Origin of the sequence: Sphingomonas lenta, from assembly GCF_002288825.1 — a bacterium.
In the GTDB taxonomy this organism is placed as follows: domain Bacteria; phylum Pseudomonadota; class Alphaproteobacteria; order Sphingomonadales; family Sphingomonadaceae; genus Sphingomonas; species Sphingomonas lenta.
The window spans coordinates 295,311-314,639 of record NZ_NSLI01000003.1; the positions used below are offsets into that span (position 1 = coordinate 295,311).

The 19,329-nt window shown below is 70.8% G+C and carries 15 protein-coding genes; 5 read left to right on the top strand and 10 right to left on the bottom strand.

The genetic code is table 11. The features are described 5' to 3' along the window. Nucleotides 1–48: 48 nt before the first annotated feature. The 9 genes from CKY28_RS08720 to CKY28_RS08760 all read right to left on the bottom strand — a co-directional run bounded on the left by CKY28_RS08720 (nt 49) and on the right by CKY28_RS08760 (nt 10,868). The gene (locus CKY28_RS08720) at nt 49–1,212 is read right to left on the bottom strand and encodes an alpha-hydroxy acid oxidase (RefSeq protein ID WP_245841734.1); all 1,164 of its coding nucleotides are present in this window, start codon (nt 1,210–1,212) and stop codon (nt 49–51) included. A 129-nt stretch (nt 1,213–1,341) separates the two neighbouring features. Beyond that, nucleotides 1,342–2,049 (bottom strand): FadR/GntR family transcriptional regulator, encoded by a 708-nt coding sequence (locus CKY28_RS08725; RefSeq protein WP_095997957.1) that lies wholly within the window; start codon nt 2,047–2,049, stop codon nt 1,342–1,344. Further along, a complete protein-coding gene (locus CKY28_RS08730; protein ID WP_095997958.1) occupies nt 2,046–2,801 on the bottom strand; it encodes a helix-turn-helix domain-containing protein in 756 nt (251 codons plus the stop codon). Before CKY28_RS08730 ends, CKY28_RS08725 begins: the two co-directional genes overlap by 4 nt. A gap of 58 nt (nt 2,802–2,859) precedes the next feature. Further along, a complete protein-coding gene (locus tag CKY28_RS08735; RefSeq protein ID WP_095997959.1) occupies nt 2,860–4,155 on the bottom strand; it encodes an MFS transporter in 1,296 nt (431 codons plus the stop codon). 210 nt (nt 4,156–4,365) lie between these two features. Further along, on the bottom strand, nt 4,366–5,766 hold the full coding sequence (locus CKY28_RS08740) for an FAD-binding oxidoreductase (protein WP_095997960.1): 1,401 nt from the start codon (nt 5,764–5,766) through the stop codon (nt 4,366–4,368). Nucleotides 5,767–5,770: 4 nt separating this feature from the next. Beyond that, a complete protein-coding gene (locus tag CKY28_RS08745) occupies nt 5,771–7,945 on the bottom strand; it encodes a TonB-dependent receptor (protein ID WP_095997961.1) in 2,175 nt (724 codons plus the stop codon). A 126-nt stretch (nt 7,946–8,071) separates the two neighbouring features. Further along, nucleotides 8,072–8,833: an SDR family NAD(P)-dependent oxidoreductase gene (locus CKY28_RS08750; RefSeq protein ID WP_095997962.1), complete on the bottom strand. Its 762-nt coding sequence runs from the start codon at nt 8,831–8,833 to the stop codon at nt 8,072–8,074. A gap of 11 nt (nt 8,834–8,844) precedes the next feature. Then, on the bottom strand, nt 8,845–10,338 hold the full coding sequence (locus CKY28_RS08755) for a carboxylesterase/lipase family protein (RefSeq protein WP_095997963.1): 1,494 nt from the start codon (nt 10,336–10,338) through the stop codon (nt 8,845–8,847). A 263-nt stretch (nt 10,339–10,601) separates the two neighbouring features. Then, on the bottom strand, nt 10,602–10,868 hold the full coding sequence (locus tag CKY28_RS08760) for a hypothetical protein (RefSeq protein ID WP_342747157.1): 267 nt from the start codon (nt 10,866–10,868) through the stop codon (nt 10,602–10,604). Nucleotides 10,869–11,117: 249 nt separating this feature from the next. Between CKY28_RS08760 and CKY28_RS08765 the strand changes: the two genes are divergently transcribed. After that, the gene (locus CKY28_RS08765) at nt 11,118–12,149 is read left to right on the top strand and encodes a LacI family DNA-binding transcriptional regulator (RefSeq protein WP_095997964.1); all 1,032 of its coding nucleotides are present in this window, start codon (nt 11,118–11,120) and stop codon (nt 12,147–12,149) included. A gap of 15 nt (nt 12,150–12,164) precedes the next feature. Here CKY28_RS08765 and CKY28_RS08770 read toward each other — a convergent pair whose 3' ends face one another. Further along, nucleotides 12,165–15,125, bottom strand: a complete 2,961-nt coding sequence (locus CKY28_RS08770) for a TonB-dependent receptor domain-containing protein (protein WP_176473026.1) — start codon at nt 15,123–15,125, stop codon at nt 12,165–12,167. Nucleotides 15,126–15,369: 244 nt separating this feature from the next. On the opposite strand from CKY28_RS08770, the gene CKY28_RS08775 reads away from it, so the two are divergent. The 4 genes from CKY28_RS08775 to CKY28_RS08790 are packed head-to-tail and all read left to right on the top strand — an operon-like array spanning nt 15,370 to nt 19,329. Next, on the top strand, nt 15,370–16,614 hold the full coding sequence (locus CKY28_RS08775; RefSeq protein ID WP_095997966.1) for an MFS transporter: 1,245 nt from the start codon (nt 15,370–15,372) through the stop codon (nt 16,612–16,614). Further along, nucleotides 16,611–17,639 carry a nuclear transport factor 2 family protein gene (locus tag CKY28_RS08780; protein WP_095997967.1) on the top strand — a complete coding sequence of 343 codons (1,029 nt, stop codon included), beginning with the start codon at nt 16,611–16,613 and terminating at the stop codon, nt 17,637–17,639. Before CKY28_RS08775 ends, CKY28_RS08780 begins: the two co-directional genes overlap by 4 nt. Then, a complete protein-coding gene (locus tag CKY28_RS08785; protein WP_095997968.1) occupies nt 17,636–18,706 on the top strand; it encodes an ester cyclase in 1,071 nt (356 codons plus the stop codon). The genes CKY28_RS08780 and CKY28_RS08785 overlap by 4 nt, the downstream gene beginning before the upstream one ends. Further along, nucleotides 18,703–19,329, top strand: coding sequence for a hypothetical protein (locus CKY28_RS08790; RefSeq protein WP_095997969.1), 627 nt, complete (start codon nt 18,703–18,705; stop codon nt 19,327–19,329). The genes CKY28_RS08785 and CKY28_RS08790 overlap by 4 nt, the downstream gene beginning before the upstream one ends.

Below are 19,329 nucleotides of genomic sequence, written 5' to 3' on the forward strand. Positions count from 1 at the left end.
GGAGCGCCCGCCCCCGGGTCCTTCTAGCCGCTACATCGCCGGTCTGCCTCAGTTGAAACGCCTTCGCACGTGGCGGCGGGCGATGGCCGCGACGTCATTGATGCCCGCGAGCGTTAAGGTGCGCTCGAACTCCTCGGTAAGTAGCGTTAGTACACGGTCGACCCCGGCCTCGCCGCCTGCCGCCAAGCCGTAAAGATATGGCCGCCCGATCGAGCACGCCGTAGCGCCCAGCGCGATCGCTTTGACCGCGTCCGAGCCTCGGCGGACACCGCCGTCGCAGATGACGTCCGGGCCGCCGCCCACCGCCTCGCGAACCGCCTCGATCTGGTCGACGGGTGCGGGCGCGCCGTCGAGCTGGCGGCCGCCGTGGTTGGAGATCATCACGCCCGTCGCGCCCGACGCGATCGATCGGCGCGCGTCCTCGGGCGTCATCACCCCCTTGATCGCGAGCGGGCCGTTCCACTCCCGCGCGAGCCATTCGACGTCGCGCCACGTGACCGAGCGGTCGAACTGCCCGCCGATATAGTCGAATAGGCTCATCGGGCCGCCGGCCAGCGCGTCGATCTTGTGGCTGACGTTCGCCAGGTCGAACTTCTTGCCCGTCAGCGCCGGCAGCGACCAGGACGGGTGGAGCGCGAAGCTGAGCATCGACCGCCAGGTGAGCCGCGGGGGTAGGGACAGCCCACTCACCCGATCGCGCTCGCGGTTGCCGGCGACAGGCGTATCGACGGTGAGCGCCAAGCCGTGAAAGCCCGCCTCCCGGCACCGCGCGACGAACTCCGCCGTCAGCCCGCGATCCTTGAAGATGTAGATCTGGAAGACCTTGGGTCCGTCGAAGGCGTGGGCGAGATCCTCCAACCGCGTGGTGCCCATCGTCGAAAGGCCGTAGACGAGACCGTGCCGCGCCGCGGCGCGCGCCACCGCCAGCTCGGCATGGTCGTGGAACATGCGGGTGAGGCCGGTGGGGGCCAGCATGAGCGGCCAGCGCGACGGCTGGCCGAAGACCGTCGTTCCCGTTCGGATCGCGGACACGTCGTTGAGGACGTCGGGGACGAGCTCGTAATCGGCGAAGGCGGTTTCGTTGCGACGCAGCGACCGCTCGTCGTCGGCGCCGCCATCGATATAGTCGAATATGGGTCGCGGCAGTCGGCGGCGCGCCAGTAGACGCAAGGCGGCGACGTTGTTGGCGCGCTCGGGCCGTCCTTTGATCAACGATCGCCTTTCGATCCGCGATCAGCGGAGGCTGTCAGAAGCGGGCGCTCAAGTCCAAACCATTCGTGTGAGGCCGCGCCGCCCTGGCGTGGTCGCCCGGGCGGCTGGTCGGATCGGCGCTCCCCATTGTCAGCGCGCAAAAAGGTCGCCGATCGAGGCATCAAAATGGTCGCTCATCGCATGACCAGCGGCGTGAGGATCTCGCGATCGGATCGCGTCGGCGATGGTGTGGTGCTGGCGGAGGATGGCTTCGCGCTGCTCGGGCGTGACGCGGGTGCGCCAGGCGGTCGGTACCGCCACTGTCATCAACGGCTCGAAGGAGCGGACGATCTGGTGGAATAGCGCGTTGCCGCCGGCGCGCGCGATCGCCTGGTGGAAGCGGATGTCGTGGCGCGTGACCTCCCTCAGATCGTCGCCCGCCGCCGCCATCGCGTCTGCGTGGCGGGCGATCTCGCCGGCGTCGGCCTCGGAACGGTGCTGGGCGGCGAGCTCGGCGGTGCGGAGCTCGAGCGTGCGCCGGACGTCCCAGACCTCCGCGACCGACACCTGGGCGGTGGCGACTGCGTGGTCCATCGACGTGCCCATGACCGAGCCGTCGATCGCGCCGACGCGCGCGCGGCGGCCGTTGGCGACGTCGATGACGCGGAGCGCCGCGAGCGCGCCGAACGCCTCGCGCATCACGGCGCGGCTCACGCCCAGCTCGGCGGCGAACCAGCCCTCGCCGGGCAGCGTGTCGCCGACCTTGAGGTCGTTCGCGCGGATGTGCTCGCGGACGCGGCGGAGCGCGTGGTCGACGAGCGAGCCGCCTTCCGTGACGGCGCGGGCGGCCGTGCTCACGCCGCGACCTCGAGCTGGCGCAGCTGGGTGGGCGGCACGCCCCAGCGGCGCGAGAAGGCGCGGGTGAAGCTGGCGTTGTTGTTGTACCCGCAGCGATAGCCGATCGACGACACGGGCAGGTCGGTCGCGAGCAGCAGGCGGCGCGCGCCGGCGAGGCGGTTCTCGGCGAGCGCGTCGGCGACCGAGCAGTCGAACATGAGCCGGAAGCCGCGCGTGAGCTTGGCGCGGTTGAGGCCGCAGGCGCGGGCGATCGCGTCCAGCGTCAGCTTCTCGTGCCAGCGCTCGTCGACCAGGCGGCGCGCGGCGACGATGCGCACCGCATCGCCCTCGCGAAGCTCGCCGGCGCCGTCGGCGGGAACGAGCGCGCCCTCGCCGAGTGCGGTGAAGACGGCGCAGAGCAGCTCGATGCTCTTGGCGAGGCGCATCGTCTCGCGGGCGGGTTCGGGCAGCGAACAATCGCGCACCGCCAGCGCGATCGCGCGCAGGTCGGCGGGCAGGTGCCAGGGCGTGTCCAGGTCGGGCGAGAGGCCGAACAGGCGGCGGCAGGCGGTCTCGGCGACGGCGAAGACGAGCGCGGCCTCCGACAGCTCCGCGGGGTCGGGGTCGCGCGTCGCGGTCACCAGCGCAGGGGCGGAGGCGTCGAGGCCGGTGAAAAGCAGGACGAGCCGGTCGTCGGGCCATTCGGGCGCGACGGTGCCGGAGCCGACGAACGACAGCATCTCCGGCGAGACTTCGATCCTGTGCTTCGCCATTCGTCCCCGGCCTCGCGCTTGTGTACGACGATCAGCTTGGACCTATCCGACAGGTAGGTCAAGACCTGTCGGATAGGTGCTCGGTCGCGGAGGTCGGGGCGTTGCGCACGGCGAGCGCGAACGCGAGCACGGCCATGACGCCGGTCACCGTGCCGACGATCGCCAGCGCGGGCGCGAGATGAGCCTCGCCGCCGAGCAGCTCGCTCACCGCGGTCACCAGCGTGGGCGCGATGCCGAAGCCGATCAGGCCGGCCACCGCGACGAACAGCCCCACGGTGAGCCCGCGCGCCTCGTTGGGGATCAGGGTCGTGATCGCCACGGAGGTGATCAGCCCCGTGATCGTGCCGCAGAGCACGAGCGTCCCGAACAATATCGCGAACAGCGTCACGTCGCCCGCGACGGGGAAGATCGCGGCGGGCGCACCGATCGCGGCGGCGACGACCGCACCGAGCAGGACGCCCCCGCGCCGGCCGCCGCGCTGCCCCCAATCAGCGGCGAGCCCGCCCAGCACGGCGCCGCCGAGGCCGGTGCCGAGGATCAGCGCGCCCATCCAGCCGGCGAACTGGTCGGGCTGGAGCCCGAACTCGCGGCCGAGCACGGGCGCGGCCCAGACCAGGGCGGCATGGTCGGCCATGACGACGCTGACCTGGCCGATGAAGAGCGGCACGAGGAAGGCGGCGCGGGCGCGCAGCTCGCCCGCGACGACGCGCAGCGGCGCGCCCGCGGCGGCGGCGACCTCGCGTCGCGGCGGCTCGCGCAGCGTGAGGAGCGGCAGGAGGGAGACGAGCAGCAGCCCCGCAAGCGCCAGGTGCGCGGCGCGCCAGGGCACGAGGCCGAGCGCGCCGTCGCCGAACAGGCCGAACAGCGCGCCCGTCAGCGCGAAGCCCGCTGCGATGCCGACCGTCTTGCCCAAGGTCACGACCGTCATCGCGCGGCCGCGCCGCTCCGGCGTGCAGAGGTCGGCGCCGAGCGAGAGCGCGGCGGTGAGCGCGCCGGTGGTGCCGATCCCCGTCAGCATGCGCGCGACGAGCAGCGACCCGGTCCCGGACGCGTAGGCGGTCATCAGCGTGCCCGCCGTCCAGACCACCGCGAGCGCGAACAGCAGGCGCACGCGGTTCCAGCGGTCGACCAGGATGCCGACGGGCACGGAGAAGAGCACCAGCGGCAACGCGCCGCTGACGCCCTGCACGAGACCCAGCGCGTGGTCGCTGAGCGCGAGATCGGCCTTGGCGGGCTCGGTCACCGTGCCGAACGAGCCCAGCGCGGCGAACCCGGAGGCCATGGCGATCGCGAGCACGGCGAGCGGCCAGGCGGCGCGGGCGGGGATGGGGGCGGTCTGGGCTGCGGTGGCCATCAGAAAGGGGTTCCGTAGGGGGAAGTGGTCGACGTTAGAACCTAGTCGTCACCCCGGACTTGTTCCGGGGTCCATCGTCGTCCGCGCAATCCGTTTGCGGGCGCGCACGACCGTTTGCCCCCACGCTCGCGGGCGGTTCGTCCGGACAGCGATGGACCCCGGAACAAGTCCGGGGTGACGGAGGCGGGTGGAGAGCGGGGCCGCTGGTGCTCACAGGGCGAAGATCTTGCCGGGGTTGAACAGGTCCTTCGGGTCCAGCGCCCGCTTGAGCGTCCGCATCACGTCCACCGCGTCGCCCAGCTCCGCCACCAGCCAGTCCTGCTTGCCCAGCCCGATGCCGTGCTCGCCGGTGCAGGTGCCGTCCATCAGGAGCGCGCGCTCGACGAGGCGGCGGTTGATCCGCTCCACCTCCTCCATCTCGTGGGGTGCTGCGGGGTCGACCGAGAAGATCACGTGGAAGTTGCCGTCGCCGACATGGCCCAGGATGGTGGCGGGCACCGACGATTGCTCCAGGTCCGCGCGCGTCTCGAGGATGCACTCGGGCAGGCGGCTGATCGGTACGCACACGTCGGTGGTCCAGCCGACCGCGCCGGGACGCATGTTGACCGCGGCGTAATAGGCTTCGTGACGCGCCTTCCAGAGCCGGGCGCGTTCCTCGGGCCGGTTGGACCAGCTGAAGTCGCTTCCGCCATTGGCGGCCGCCAATGCGCCGACATTCTCGATCTGCTCGGCCACGCCCGCGGGCGAGCCGTGGAACTCGAAGAACAGCGTCACGACTTCGGCCAGGTCGAGCTTGGACCAGCGGTTGACGGCGCGGATCTGCGCCTCGTCGAGGATCTCCACGCGGGCGAGCGGCACGCCGAGCTGGATCGACTGGACCACCGTGTCGACCGCGCCTTGCAGCGTGTCGAAACCGCACACGGCCGACGAAATCGTCTCCGGGATTGGATGAAGGCGGAGCGTCACCTCGGTGATGATGCCGAGCGTGCCTTCGGAGCCGACATAGAGGCGGGTTAGGTCGTAGCCCGCCGCCGACTTGCGCGCGCGGCGGGCGGTGCGGATGACCTGGGCGTCGGGCGTGACCACCGTCAGCGACAGCACCGCCTCGCGCATCGTGCCGTACCGGACGGCGTTGGTCCCGCTGGCGCGCGTGGAGGCCATGCCGCCGATCGTGGCGTTGGCGCCGGGGTCGATCGGGAAGAACAGGCCCTGGTCGCGCAGGTGCAGGTTCAGCTCCTCGCGCCGGCAGCCCGCCTGGACGGTGCAGTCGAAATCCTCGGCGTTCACTTCGAGGATCGCGTTCATCTCCGACAGGTCCACGCTCACCCCGCCGCGCACCGCGAGCGTGTTGCCCTCGATCGAGGTGCCCGCGCCGAAGGGGACAATCGGCACGTCCGCTTGCCCGCAAAGGCGGACGAGGTCGACCACGTCCTCCGTCGAGCGCGCGAACACGACGGCGTCGGGGAGCATGGGGGTGAAATGCGCCTCGGAGCGGCCGTGCTGCTCGCGCATGGCGTCGGTGAGGTGCGCTTGCACGCCGAAGCGGTCGACGAGGCGGGCGAGGAACGCCGGGTCGAGCGGCGCGCGGGGCGGGAGCGGGTCGTGGCGCATGGCGCTAGAACCGCACGGTCCCGCGCACGCCGACGCGACGGCGCAGGCCCTGGATGGCGACGTTATTCTGGAGCGGGGCGGGCAGCCCGGCGCGGCGGAGCAGCGAGGCGTCGACGTAGGTCTCGATATATTCCTCGTCGAACAGGTTGGTCGCGTAGGCGGCGACCTCGAACTTGTCGTTGCGCCAGCCGATGCTCGAGTTGACGAGGTAGTAGGGCTCGAGCAGCGGGATCGAGTTCACGTCGAGCGAGCCGCCGACGCGGTCGCCCTTGGCGATCACGTTCGCGTCGAAGAACAGGCGCTGATCGTCGCGGAACGGCACCTCAACGTTCGAGCCGATCGTGTAGTTGGCGTCGGGCACGAACAGGATGCGGTCGCCCGGATAATCATAGCCGGTGATCCGCCGGAACTCGGTCGCGTCCTTCACACGCGCGTTGAGCAGCGTCGCATTGGCGTAGACGCGCCACCAGTCGGTTACGCGGAAGCTCAGCTCGGCCTCCGCGCCGTAGCTCTTCACGTCGCCGGAGTTGAGGTTGACGGCGACGAAGCCGACCGGCTGGCCGGTCGCCGGGTTGCGGATGGTCGACGGCGCCAGTGCGTTGGAGCCGATAAAATCCTTATAGTCGTTATAGAAGACGGCGACGTCCGCCGACAGCCGTCCGCCCAACGCGGTGGTCTTGGCGCCCGCTTCGTAGGTCCACACCTTGTCCGAGCGGTAGACGAGGTTGGGCGCCCCCGGACCGTTCTGGCCGCCGCCGCGCACGCCGCGCGCGACCGACAGGTAGGTCATGAAATCGGGGTTCCAGCGCTTGGTCAGCGTGACGCGGGGCTGAAGGTTCTCGTCCTTGTAGGCGGCGGGGAGCCCCGCGGTGGACGCGTCGAGCGTCTGCCAGTCGTAGCGGAGGCCGACCGCCAGATCGAGGCCGTCGCCGAGCTCGAGGAAGCCCGTGCCGAACACGGCGACGTTCTCGTTCTTCGAGTCCGCGGCGACGGGGGCCGTGAAGTTCAGGGGCACGATCCGTGTGGTGCCCGAGGAGTCGGTGGTCGTGCGGCTGTAGAACACGCCGACGAGCGTGGAGAAGGCGTCGGTCCAGCGTGTGTCGAAGCGCGCCTCGCCCGTATAGGTCTTGAGCGTGCGCCGGTTGGTGCTGCGCAGGAAGTCGACGGGGCCGAAATCGCCGTCGCTGGCGCCTTCCGTGTCGCTCTGGTTGTAGGCGCCGATCAGCGTGGCGGTGGTGTTCAGCGAGTCGATCTCGAACTCGCCCTTGGCGTTCACCGCATAGTATTCGACGGTCGCCAGGCTGCGCTGGTTGGTGCGGCCCTCCAGCGAATAATCGCGCGGGCCACGGACGGGGTAGTAGGGCGTCTGCCCGCCGAACACCTTGTCGTAGCTGCCGTTGACGGTGAACGTGGCCCAGGACGCCGGCAGGAAGCGGATCGTCGCGTTGACGCTCTCGGTCTCCAGCGGGTTCTGGTCGCCGCCCGCCAGCACGTTGCGCGCGAAGCCGTCGGCGGTGGTGTAGCCGGCCGCGACGCGGAACTGGAGCAGGTCGGGGACGATCGGCCCCGACACGCTGCCCGACACGGTGGCGAAGTTGTCACCCGTCGCGAGCGCGCCGTCGACGCGGCCGCGCCACTCGTTCGACGGCTGGCGGGTGATGACGTTGATCGCGCCGCCCAGCGTGTTGTTGCCGAACAAGGTGCCCTGCGGCCCGCGCAGCACCTCCACGCGAGACACGTCCACGAGCGGCGTGTTCAGATAGGTGGTGTTGGGCTGGTAGATGCCGTCGATGAAGATGCCGACGCCCGGCTGCACGGTGTCGATCAGCGTGGTGCCGATGCCGCGGATCGACAGCTGCGCGCGCGTGACGGAGTCCGAGTTGATGTTGAGGCCGGGCGTGTAGGCGGCGACGTCGCGCACCAGCACGATCTGCTGCTGCTTGATCGCGTCGCCGGAGATGGCGGTGACCGCGATCGGCACGTCCTTCAGCGACTCCTCGCGCTGGCGGGCGGTGACGACAATGTCGCTGGGCGCGGGCGAGGTCGGCGCGTCCGCGTCGATCTGCGGATCGGCGGGCGTGCCCTGGTCGCTGGACTGCGCGCCCTGGCTGTCCTGCGCCCAGACAGGCGCCGCGGCGAGCGCGAGGGCGGTGGTGGCGAACAGGGCGGTCAGGCGCATGCAGGTCTCTCCAACGGCGGTGGATCGACGCCCACCTGTCAGAAAGGTCCTAGCAGGCGAGAGTACCTGTCAGAAAGGTCGCACGGCTTTGCCGATCGGCTCGGAGGCTTGGCCGATCGGCGGGGCTCACCAGCAGGTATAGCCGCCGTCGGCGAGTACGATGCTGCCCGTCATGAGGCTGGCGGCGTCGGAGGCGAGGAACAGGACCACGCTCGCCACCTCCTCCGGTTCGCCGAGGCGGCCCTGGGGCGTGCCGTCGATCCAGCGGCGGTACATTTCGCCCGTGCGGTCGGCGAAGGCGTTGAGCGGCGTCGCGATGTAGGTGGGCGCGACCGCGTTCACCCGTACGCCGCGGGGCGCCCACTCGGCGGCGAGGCTGCGGGTGAGCTGGTGCACGGCGGCCTTGGACGCGTTGTAATAGCTCTGCGGCTGGGGACGGTTGACGATGAAGCCCGACATGGAGCCGATGTTGACGATGCTGCCCTTGCCCGCCGCCAGCATGTGGCGGCCGAAGGCGCGGGCGCACCAGAAGGTACCGTTCAGGTTCACGTCGAGGACGTTGAGCCAGTGCTCGTCCGCCACCTCCTCGGCGGGCGTCTCCGAGCGCGCGATGCCGGCGTTGTTGACGAGCACGTCCTGCGGTCCGAGCCGGTCGGCGACCTCCGTGACCTGGTTCGATCGCGTGACATCGAGGACGACGCCGTCGGCGGGATGTTCCTTGGCGCGGAGCTCCTCGAGCGCGCGGTCCAGCAGCGCGGCGTCGCGGTCGGCGATCGTGACGCGCGCGCCGGCCTCGGCGAGCGCGTCGGCGCAGGCGAGGCCGATCCCTTGCGCGCCGCCAGTGACGAACGCGGTCCGGCCGTCGAGGCGGAAGCGGTCCAAGTACATGGGATGATCCTTCAGGGCAGGAAGCGGGCGGCGGGCATGACCGGCTCGTCCACCGTGCGGTCCTGGCCAAGCTGGTGGACGTGCCGACTCTCGCGCGTGAACTCGGGCCAGGGCAGCGTGCCGTCGCGGGCGAACTCGACCCAGATCCGGTGAACGCGGGTCGCGAGCTCCTGCGGCGGGTCCTCGCCCAGGAGCCCTTCCGGGCCCGTGCAGCTGGCGAGGCTGTCGAAGACGAAAGGCAGCTCCACGCCGTGCGCCGCGCCGAGCTCGCCGCCGTAGCGGGGCGAGCGCCAGTCGAACTCGTACATCCAGGTGCGGCCCTGATGCTCCTCGGCGAAGCGGCGCGCGGGCCAGCGGAAGACGAGGTCGTTGAGCGCGCGCGCCAGCACGCGGCCGGGCCGGTCCCGCCCGAGACCGTACGCCTTGAGCACGGCCCAGGCATTGGGCTGCGAACGGCGCAGCACGAGCCAGGCGAGCGCGCGGCCGACCTTCTCCCGCACGCCGGTGGGCACGAGGTAGAGGTTCATCTCTTCGGCGTTCGTGCCGATGAGCACGTCCACCTGCGATCCCGCACCCTTCTTCAACGCCTCCAGCGGGCGGTCCGGCAGCACGTCGTCGCCGTGGACGGGGACGAAGCGGCTGATCCCGAACACGGGCTCGCGGCCGTCGCTCCCCCGCAGGTTGAGGCGCGTGGTGGGCAGCGATATCTTCTCCACCGCGTCCAGCGCGTCGCCCGGCGCGACGGAGGCGAAGCCGGCGCGGTCGGGGGCGACGCGGAGCAGCTTGGCGAGCTTGCGGACGAGGCGCTGGGCGACGGGAATCTCCCGCGTCATCGCGCCGTGGCCGCTCTGGATGACCGCGCGGCGGAACAGGCCGGCGGCGAGCGGGGAGCTGACGAGGTCGGCGATCGCCATCGCGCCAGCCGACTCGCCGAACACGGTGACGTTGTCCGGGTCGCCGCCGAACAGGGCGATGTGGTCGCGCACCCATCCGAGCGCCGCGATCATGTCGCGCAGTCCCAGGTTGGTCGGCACGCCGGGCACGGGCAGGAAACCGTCCACGCCGAGCCGGTAGTTGATCGCGACATAGACCACGCCGTCGCGCGCGAAGGTCGCGCCGTCCTGCACGCTCGCGTTCTTGGACCCGACCAGGAAGCCGCCACCGTGGATCCACACCATGACCGGCAGGCCGCTCGCGCCGTGGGCGGGGCGGAGCAGGTCGAGCGTCAGGTAGTCGCCGCCGGGCGTCCAGCCCGACCCGATCAGCGGCGCGACGTCCAGGCCCGGCAGCCCCCGCCCGCGCTGCGGCGCGTTCGGACCGGGCGCGGTGCAGTCGCGCACGCCGGTCCAGGGCCGGACGGGTCGGGGCGGCTCGAAGCGGTGCGCGCCCACCGGCGGTGCGGCATAAGGTATGCCGGTGAAACGCTCCACGGCGCCGCGCTGCTCGCCGCGAACGGCACCGGCGGGAAGGGTGAGCTGGACGGGCTGGGCGGGGAGCTCAGGCATGCGCCCCCGCTAGCAGATCAACGCGCGGGTGCGCGTCGCGCCGCTTTGCAGCCAGAAAGGAAGACGATGCAGCACGGCTCAGCGGTAGCAGGTCCCGGCGCTCGGCCGCTTCTTGGCGATCGTCGTCGTGCAGGGAGCCCGCCAAGACGGTTCTCATGCTGCGATGTTTAGATGCAAGCGGACAGGCCAGGCCGCGCGGTACGCGTGAACGAGCGTCCGGTTTCAGGGGCGTCCCAAGCGGGACCGAACGTCCGCATCCGGGTCTACGCCGCTCTCGGCGGGAACAGCGCAAGCATGTCGACACGTCGGACCAACAAGTCCTCCAGGGTGTAGCGGTCGAGCACGGCCATAAACGCGGTCAGCGCTTCAGCCAGCACTCCGGTCAGACCGCAAGCCGGCGCGATGACGCAGTCGCCGCAGTCGACCAGATCGAGACCCTCTTCCGTGTGCCGGACCAGCAAAGGCGAGGTCCAGCGGCGAGTGGCCCATCGCTCGTCTCCACGGAGCCGGGTCGGCACGTCGTCGATCACGTGCAGGTCTCGACGACCGGTCAGCGCTCATGGTGCTCGCAAGCGAAGATAGGCTCGTGGACAGCTAAGTCGCCGGGCGGCCATGAAGCTCGATCTCGACGATCACGAAGATGAGCCGGCCTCCGACGAGCGGGCACCCGCTCGTCTGCGCCGACGCAGTTTGGTATCACGCGGGGCGCTTCCCTAGTCTCCGATCAGCCCGCAACGTGAACGGTGGCGAGGCTGCGGGTCACATGCTAATCGGGAGGGATGTCGGGTAGAGCGTCGCCCAGGAACGATCAGGCTCGGCAGCCCACCTCCTACGACGTGGCGCAGGCGGCGGGCGTGTCGCAGTCGGCGGTGTCGCGTTGTTTCCGGCCCGGCGGCAGCATCGCCCCCGAGACTCGCGCGCGCGTGCTGAAAGCTGCGCGCGAGCTGGGGTACCAGCCCAACGCCATCGCTTCAGGCCTGAAAGCGAAGCGGTCTAACCTCGTCGCCGTGCTCATCTCCAACCTCACCAACCTCTATTATCCCGAAGTGCTGGCGGGGTTGTCGCGGCGGCTGAACGCCAGCGACAACCGCGTGCTCCTTTTCGCGCTGGAGACGGAGGACGAGGTGGACGCCGCGCTCGACCAGGTGTGGCGCTACCGTGTCGACGGCGCGATCGTGGCGGCGCGGCTCCAGGCGGCGCAGCTCAGGGCGTTCCAGCGCCACCGCGTGCCCGTGGTCCTCTACAACCGCCTGTCGGACGGGCCCGACCCCGTGCCCAGCGTCGCCTGCGACTCGCCGGGCGGCGAGCGGATGCTGGTCGACCGGCTGCTCGCGGGCGGCCACCGGCGTTTCGGCCTGATCTGCGGGCCGGAGGACAACACGGTCGGCCGGAGCCGCGTGGAGGCGGCGCGGGCGCGGCTGGGCGCGGCGGGGCTGACGCCCGCGGTCACGGGTGGCTCGTTCGACCATGACAGCGGCGCGCAGGGTTTCCGACGGCTGATGACGCAGAGCGGCAACGCGCTGGACGCGGTGATCTGCGCCAACGACCTCATGGCGATCGGCGCGATCGACGCCGCGCGCGAGGTGTACGGCCTCGACGTGCCGCGCGACGTGTCGGTGGTCGGCTTCGACGGCGTGGGACCTGCGGCCTGGGCGAGCTACCGCCTGACCACGGTTCGCCAGCCCGTCGACCGCATGACGGAAGCCGCGGTGTCGATGCTGCTGGAACGCGTCGCCGATCCCGAGCTGCCGCCCGAGGTGCGCACCTTCGCGGGCAAGCTGGTGCCCGGCGGCTCGGCCAGACTGGGCTGAGCCGCCGGGATCCGATCAGAAGCGTATGCCCGCCTTGACGCCGTAGGTGCGCGGCAGGCCGTACACGCCGTTCAGCGAACGGTTGCCGCCGAACGCCACGCGGTTCAGCACGGCCGTGTTCTCGAGGTTCTCGACGAACGCCTGCAACGTCAGCCGCTCGTCCGCCGTGAGGAAGGTGAGGCGCAGGTCGGTGCGCGTGAACGCGTCTTGCCGGCCGAAGTTCGGCGTGAAGGCCGTGTTGATGAAGTCCGACGAGAAATAGGACTGCACGCTCGGCGTCAGCCGGCCCCCGCCGAGGTCGATGTCGTAGGCGACGCCGAGCTGGATGGTGTACTCCGGCGACAGGGGCGTCTGCGACTTCACCTTGCGCCCGTCCGCCAGCCGGCCGGCGATGATGTAGTTGTAGACCGGCAGGTTGCCGCCCTGGGCCGCCGCGACCCCGCCCGACAGGAACACCTGCTGGAAACGCGCGGGATCGGTGACCGGGTTGGGGAAAGGCGCGCCCTGCGGCCCGATGCCGAACGCGTTAGCGTTGAGCTGGGCGTTGTAGGCCGCGATCTGCGCGGCGGTGGCGCCCGCAGGCAGCGCCGCCGGCGCGGGGCAGCCGCCCGCCACCACGGCGCACAGCCCGTTGCCGAACGTGCCGGTGACGAAGTCGGTGTCCTTGGCATTCAGATAGTTGAACGCGGCCTGGAAGGTGAGCTCCGGCACGGGCTTGAAGATGCCGTCGATCTCCACGCCGTATGCCCGGCTCTTGCCGGCGTTGGTGATGATGGACAGCACGGTGAGCCCGTTCGGCGCCGGCACCGAGGTCTGCACCTGCAGGTCGGTAAAGTCGTTGTAGAAGAACGCCAGGTTCAGCTGCACCGTGTCGCCCGCGAAGCGGTTCTTGAAGCCGACCTCGTAGGCGGTGACCTCTTCCGGCGCGAACGGCAGCACCTCGCCCGGCGCAACGCCCGGCGTGCCGGCGGGCGCGAGCACGTTGTTGAACCCGCCCGAGCGCACGCCCTTGGACACGCTGGCGTAGATCATGTTGTCGGGCGTGATCTGGTAGTCGACCGCGCCGCGCCACGTGTCGAAATCGAACTTGGCCCGACCGCAATTGATGCCGATCCCGTTGGCGCTGTTGAGCGCCGTCGAGCCGGGCTGGGCCGGGTTGTTGCCGCCGAGCTGCGTCCCGCCCGCGGGGTTGCAGGCGTAGTTCACCGGCTGGTTCAGGTCGAAGACGAAATAGGGCGCGACCGTCGGCGTCGCCGGGTTCTGCTGCGCGCCCTGGCCGACGCCCGCCGCGTAGCGCTTGCGGTCGCTGGTCCGGCGATAGCCCGCGGTGAAGCGGAGCGAGTCGAACAGCGTGTACGACGCCTGGACGAAGCCCGCGTAGGACTTGGTCCGGACGCGCACCGGCGAGAAATTGTCGGACCGGTTTGAGGCGATGGGCGTGTTGTTCGGGAAGGCCCCGCCCGGCAGCAGCGTGTTGGAAAAGAGCGACAAGGACGGCTGTCCCGCGACCGGATAGCCGGGCACAAAGTTGTCGGAGAAGAAGATCTCCTCCACGTCGTCGTCATAGTAGAAGCCGCCGATGATCCACTGGAACGGCGAGGTCGTGTCGTTCGACAGGAGCTGCAGCTCCTGCGTGATCGTCTGGACCTTGGTCAGGTTGCTGTCCACCGCGATCGGCGCGGGCGAGAAGTCGTTGTCCGATTGCCGCAGGGCGTAGAAGTCGGTGTAGCTCGAAATCGAGCGGAAGCGCACCGGCCCGATGTCGTAGTTGATCAGCGCGGAGAACTGCGTCTGCTCCGTCTTGCGGCGCACGTCCGCGTCGAAGTTGATACGGTACGGGTCCCGCTCGATCGGCACGCCGATGTCGCCGCCCGCCACGTCCGGCACGCCGTCGCGGAAGCGCGAGTTGAACGGCACGGGGATGGGGTTGGCGAAGGTGCTGGGGAAAGCCGTGCCGTTGAACCCGTTGGGGAAGGTCAGCACGCGCCCGCCCGGCAGCGTGATGCTGCCGCCCGGACCGCGCACCAGGCTCGGGTCCGCGAGCGTGCCGATCGACTTGTACCCGAAGGCCGAGATGCCGTTGCCGCCCTGCCGGTAGTAGGAGCCGAGCAGCTGGATCTCGAGGTCGCTTTCCGGCGGCGCGACGCGCAGGATGCCGCGCACGAACGCCGCGTCCTCGTCGCCCAGGTCGTCGCCGGTGGACGTGTTCTTCACGTAACCGTCCTGATACTCGTACGCCCCCGCGACGCGCGCGGCGATGCCGTCGGTCAGCGGCACGTTGACGAAACCCTCGACGCGCGCGCGGTTGAAGCGGCCGTAGAGCGCGTCGACGCCCGCCGAGAACTCGTCCTTGGGCGTCGCCGAGTAGATGGCGATGTTGCCGCCGAAGCTGTTGCGGCCGTAGAGCGTGCCCTGCGGCCCCTTCTGCACCTCCACGCGCTCCAGGTCGACGAAGGCGGCGAGCGCCTGGCTGGTGCGCGACTGGTAGATGTCGTCGATGTAGAAGCCGATGCGCGGGTCGGAATTGGCGCCGATCGCCTCCGTGAACACGCCGCGGATCGCGGGCCGGGCGTCCGATCCCGACCGGCCGATGCGCACGCCGGGCGCGATCTGCTCGATGCGGTTGATGTCGGTGACGTTGGCCTGCTTCAACGCCTCGCCGGAGACCGCGGTGATCGACAGCGGCACGCGCTGCAGGCTTTCCTCACGGCGCTGCGCGGTGACGACGATGTCGCCGATCTGGGCCGAGTCGGGCCCCGTGTCGGTGCTGTTGGGCTGGGCGGCGGCCGCGTCGGCACCCGCGACGCCGGCGCCCGTCTGGCCCTCCTGCGGCGAGGGCGGCGGATCGGTCTGCGCCAGCGCGGGCGACGCCAACAGCGCCAGCACCCCCGCGCCCATGAGGAACGCCGCGCGGCGGCCCCCGTTCGACATGCCGGCGTTCGACGTGCCGGTCGACTCGACGCGCTGCTTCCGCATAGCCCCTCTCCCTGTGTCGCGGGCGTGTCCCATCGCCCTATGTCACCCAGAGGCTATGCCTGTCCGAACAGGATTGCAATCGCAGTCACCAAAGATTGCTGGCGCATGTCGCTTTTCTGACACATGTTGCATCCGCGCGCCTGCGCTGCACAGCTTCTTACGTTTCCGCCTGCGCCGATACGGCTTGATTGCGGATGCAGCCCGTTGCAGGATGTGCGGGAGAACATAGCGGAGGAGGGCGGCCATGGGGGTGACCAGGGCGGAGGACGTGCCGCTGGGCCGCCGCGTCGCGGCGTTCGCGCTGCTCATGGTGTTCGAGTTCTTCTACGGCTGGTCGTGGAACACGGTGGACGTGCTCCGCCCGCAGATCCGCGAAGCGCTGGGGCTCACGCTGACGCAAGCCGGCTCCGCCTACACTGCCCAGAGCATCGGCGCGCTGATCGGCGCGGTGGTGCTGGGCCAGCTCGCCGACCATTTCGGGCGGCGGCGCACGCTCTTCGTGGTGGTGGTCGGCTTCTCCGCCTTCGCGGCGCTGGGCACGATGGTGACGAGCTACCCTCTGCTCCTCGCGCAACGCTTCCTCTTGGGGTTTTTCCTGGGCGCGATCTTCCCCGTGCTGATCGCGACCTACATGGGCCTGTTCCCCAACCATCTGCGCGGCAAGCTCGCGAGCTTAGGCCAGGGGACGTATAACCTGTCGGTGATCGCGCTGGGCCAGGCCTATCGCATCTACGGCGAGGGCGGCGACTGGCCGACCCTGCTCTGGGCGGGCGCGATTCCGTCGCTCGTGCTGGCGCCGCTGCTGTTCGTGATCGTGCCCGACGACCGCCGCGTGCGCGCCTGGGGGGCGGAGGAGGCCGCGCCGCCGCTCGCCAAGCTCCCCGTCATGGACCTGTTCGGGCCGGGACTGCGCCGCACGACCCTGCTCCTGTTCCTGCTCGTAGGCCTCAACTTCTTCGCCTACCAGGCCTTCGCCGGCTGGGTCACGACGTACCTGAAAGAGGTAAAAGGCTTCGACGCGAACATCGCCGGCGACGTGATCTCCTGGCAGTTCATCGGCGCGGTGATCGGCGGCTTCTTCTGGGGCTGGTTCGCGGACCGGTACGGCCGGCGGCTCGCCGGGATCGGCTTCTTCGTCGGCGCGCTCTCGGTCGTACTCTACCTGACCGCGTTCGACTCGCCGGGCGCGCTTCGGATCGGCGGCGCGCTCTGGGGCTTCATGATCACCGCGTCCGTCGCCTGGGCGCCGTGGATGAGCGAGCTGTTCCCGGCGCACCTGCGCTCCACCGCCATGTCAATCTTCAACTGGGGGCGGATCATCTCGATGACCGCGCCCCTGGTGACGGGGTTGATCGCCGACGAGTTCGGGCTTGCGGCGGCGATGCTCCTGTCGGCGATCGGCTTCGGCCTGGGCGGCGTGGTGTGGCTGATGCTGCCCGAGACGCTCAACCGCCGCCGTGCGCCCGGGGCGCAGGCGCTCCCCGCGTGAATATCCCTGAACGCGCGCCCGTCACCCGCCTGCGCGGCCGTACGACGGCCGAGGTGCGGGTAGGGGAGGGCGCGCAGGACCTGCCCGGCTTCGAGCCGAAATGGCGCGACATCGTCCATTATATCGTCGGCATCACCGAGGAGATCTGGACGGACGCCGCCGTCGACCGCATCCGCGCGACCTACGCCGAGGACTGCGTAATCCACACCAGCATGGGAACGACGCGCGGCGTGGACGGCGTGGTCGCGGGCACGGTGCAGTCGCTCTGGGCGTTCACCGACTTCTCGACCGAGCACCTGAACGTCGCCTGGTCCGAGGACGAACGCGGCTTCTACACGAGCCACTTGGGTTTCGCTCGGTCGGTCAACACGGGCGCGACGCTCTACGGCCCCGCGACGAACGCCAAGCTGGCGCGACACTTCGTCGCCGACTGCATCAGCCGCGATAACAAGATCCACACCGAATGGCTCGCGCGCGACAACCGGACGGGCCTCATGCAGATGGGGCTCGACCCGCAGGCGGTCGCGCGCCTGCTCGCCGAACTGCCCGCGCCCGAGCCGCTCCTGTCGCTGCCGCCGGACGCGCCCGGCCTGCCGGAGCCCGGCGATCCCGCGATGCCCGCGGGCTGGGCGGCGCGGCTGTTCGCGCACTGGAACGCGCGCGCCTTCGCGGCCGGCGCGGGCTTCTACGCCGCCGACGCCGTCGCGCACTGGCCAGGCCTGCAGGAGGCCACGGGTCCGCGCGCGATAGTGCAGCTCGTCATCGGCCTGCTCGCCAGCGTCCCCGACGGCCTGTTCCGCGTCGAGCATGTGTGCTGGACGCAGGAGGACGACGGCCCGGTCGTCGCGGTGCGCTGGCGGCTCGACGGCACCTCGTCGCCCTACGGCGCGGTCGGCGACATGCCCGCAGGCCGGCCGGTCGCGATGATCGGCATGTCGCACTTCCGCCTGAACGGCGATCTGATCGTGGAGGAATGGAGCGTGTTCGACGACGTGGCGCTGATCGTGCAGGCCTACCGCGCATGAGCTGGGATCAGGACCCGCAGGTACTGTCGCCCGTCGGCCGCCCCATCGCCGAGCTGCTGGAGGAGGGCCCGCGCCGCCAGGAGCTGCCGGGCTTCGAGCCCGTCTACCGCGACTTCGTCGACTACATCATCCGCTGCACCCACCGCATCTGGGAGGGCAAGAACGCCGGGCTGTGCCGCACGCACTACGGCGAGGACTGCCAACTCCACACGCTGACCGGCCCCGTCGTCGGCGCGGAGGCGGTGGTCCGGAACACGGTGGGCGCGCTCGCCACCTTCTCGGACCGCATCGTCGTGGGCGAGGACGTGATCTGGTCGGAGGACGCGCCCGACGTCTTCTACAGCTCGCACCGGATCATGAGCCGCTCGACGCACATGGGCGACGACGCGGTGTTCGGGCCCGCGACGATGCGCTCGAACGGCGTGATGACGATCGCCGACTGCCTGTGCCGCGAGAACCGCATCGTCGAGGAATGGCTGGTCCGCGACAATCTCCGCGCCTGCTGGCAGCTCGGCCTCGACCCGCGCGAGGTGGCGGCGCGGCTCGCGGCGGCCGATCGCGAGGGCGACCAGTCCCGCCACGCCTGGCGCGCGGAGAAGATTGCGGAGGTGCGTGGGGCGGCCCCCGTCGACGTGCCCGACGGCCACCCGGCCGCCGTCCCCGTCTGCGCGCTCGGCCTCGCGTTCGCGCAAGACCTGTACGGCGACGCCGCGGCCGCGCTGTCGCCCGCCGCGGAGGTACGCTGGCCGTCGAACCGCCACGGCTTCGGCCGCGGCTACTGGATCGGCTGCCTGACGCAGCTCGCCGCCACGCTCCACGACCTCGCCTGGCGGCCCGAGCACGTCGCGGCGCGGCCGCTGCCGGGCGGGGACGTGGCGGCGGCGGTGCGCTGGTCGCTCGCGGGCCGGCACGCCGCACCGGGCGTCTGGGGACCGCCCACGGCGCGCGAGATCCTGGTCATGGCCGTCTCGCATTATCGCTTACGCGGTGGCCGTATCATGGAGGACGTGACCGTGTTCGACGAGCTCGCCATACTGCGCCAGGTCGAGGGAGGGCTGGGGGCGTGAGCGCGGCGGACGATCTCGTGACGCTTTTCGGCGGCCGCCGACCTGCGGGCGGCGTGCTCCAGAACTGCCGCATGGAGGCGGGCGGCGGCGACTTCTACGGTGAGGAGGCGATCCTGGAGCGCTGCCGCGCCGTCCCGGTCGAGTTGGTCGTCGCCGTGCCGGTATCCGGACCGCGCGGGATAGCGCTCTTCGGCGACGGCGTGGCGGTCGTGGCCGATCTCTACGGCGAGCGGATCGGGCGCATCTGGGTGGTGGGCGCGACCGGGCCGGCCGAGCCCGAGCCGGCGGTGGCGGTCCCGTTCGACCCCGACCTCGCCCAGGCGCGGGGCGGCGTGTCGGTGGACGCGGCCGACCACCCGGACGTCGACGAGGCGCTGCTCGACCGCCTCGCCTCGACAGGCATGCGCTTGGTGGAAGAGGCGTCGGCGGACGGCCCCGCCTATCGCGTCCGCGCCTTCCTGATCCGCGCCTGGGGCGAGGGCAGCCGCGGCGCGGGGCTGTTCGCGCTGCATCGCCTCGGGCCGGGACCCGTGCGCACCTCCGGCTTCGGCTACGCCGCCGTGCTGGTCGACGGCGCGGAGGAGCATATCGTGCGCGACGGCGCCGATCGTACCACCGCCTGA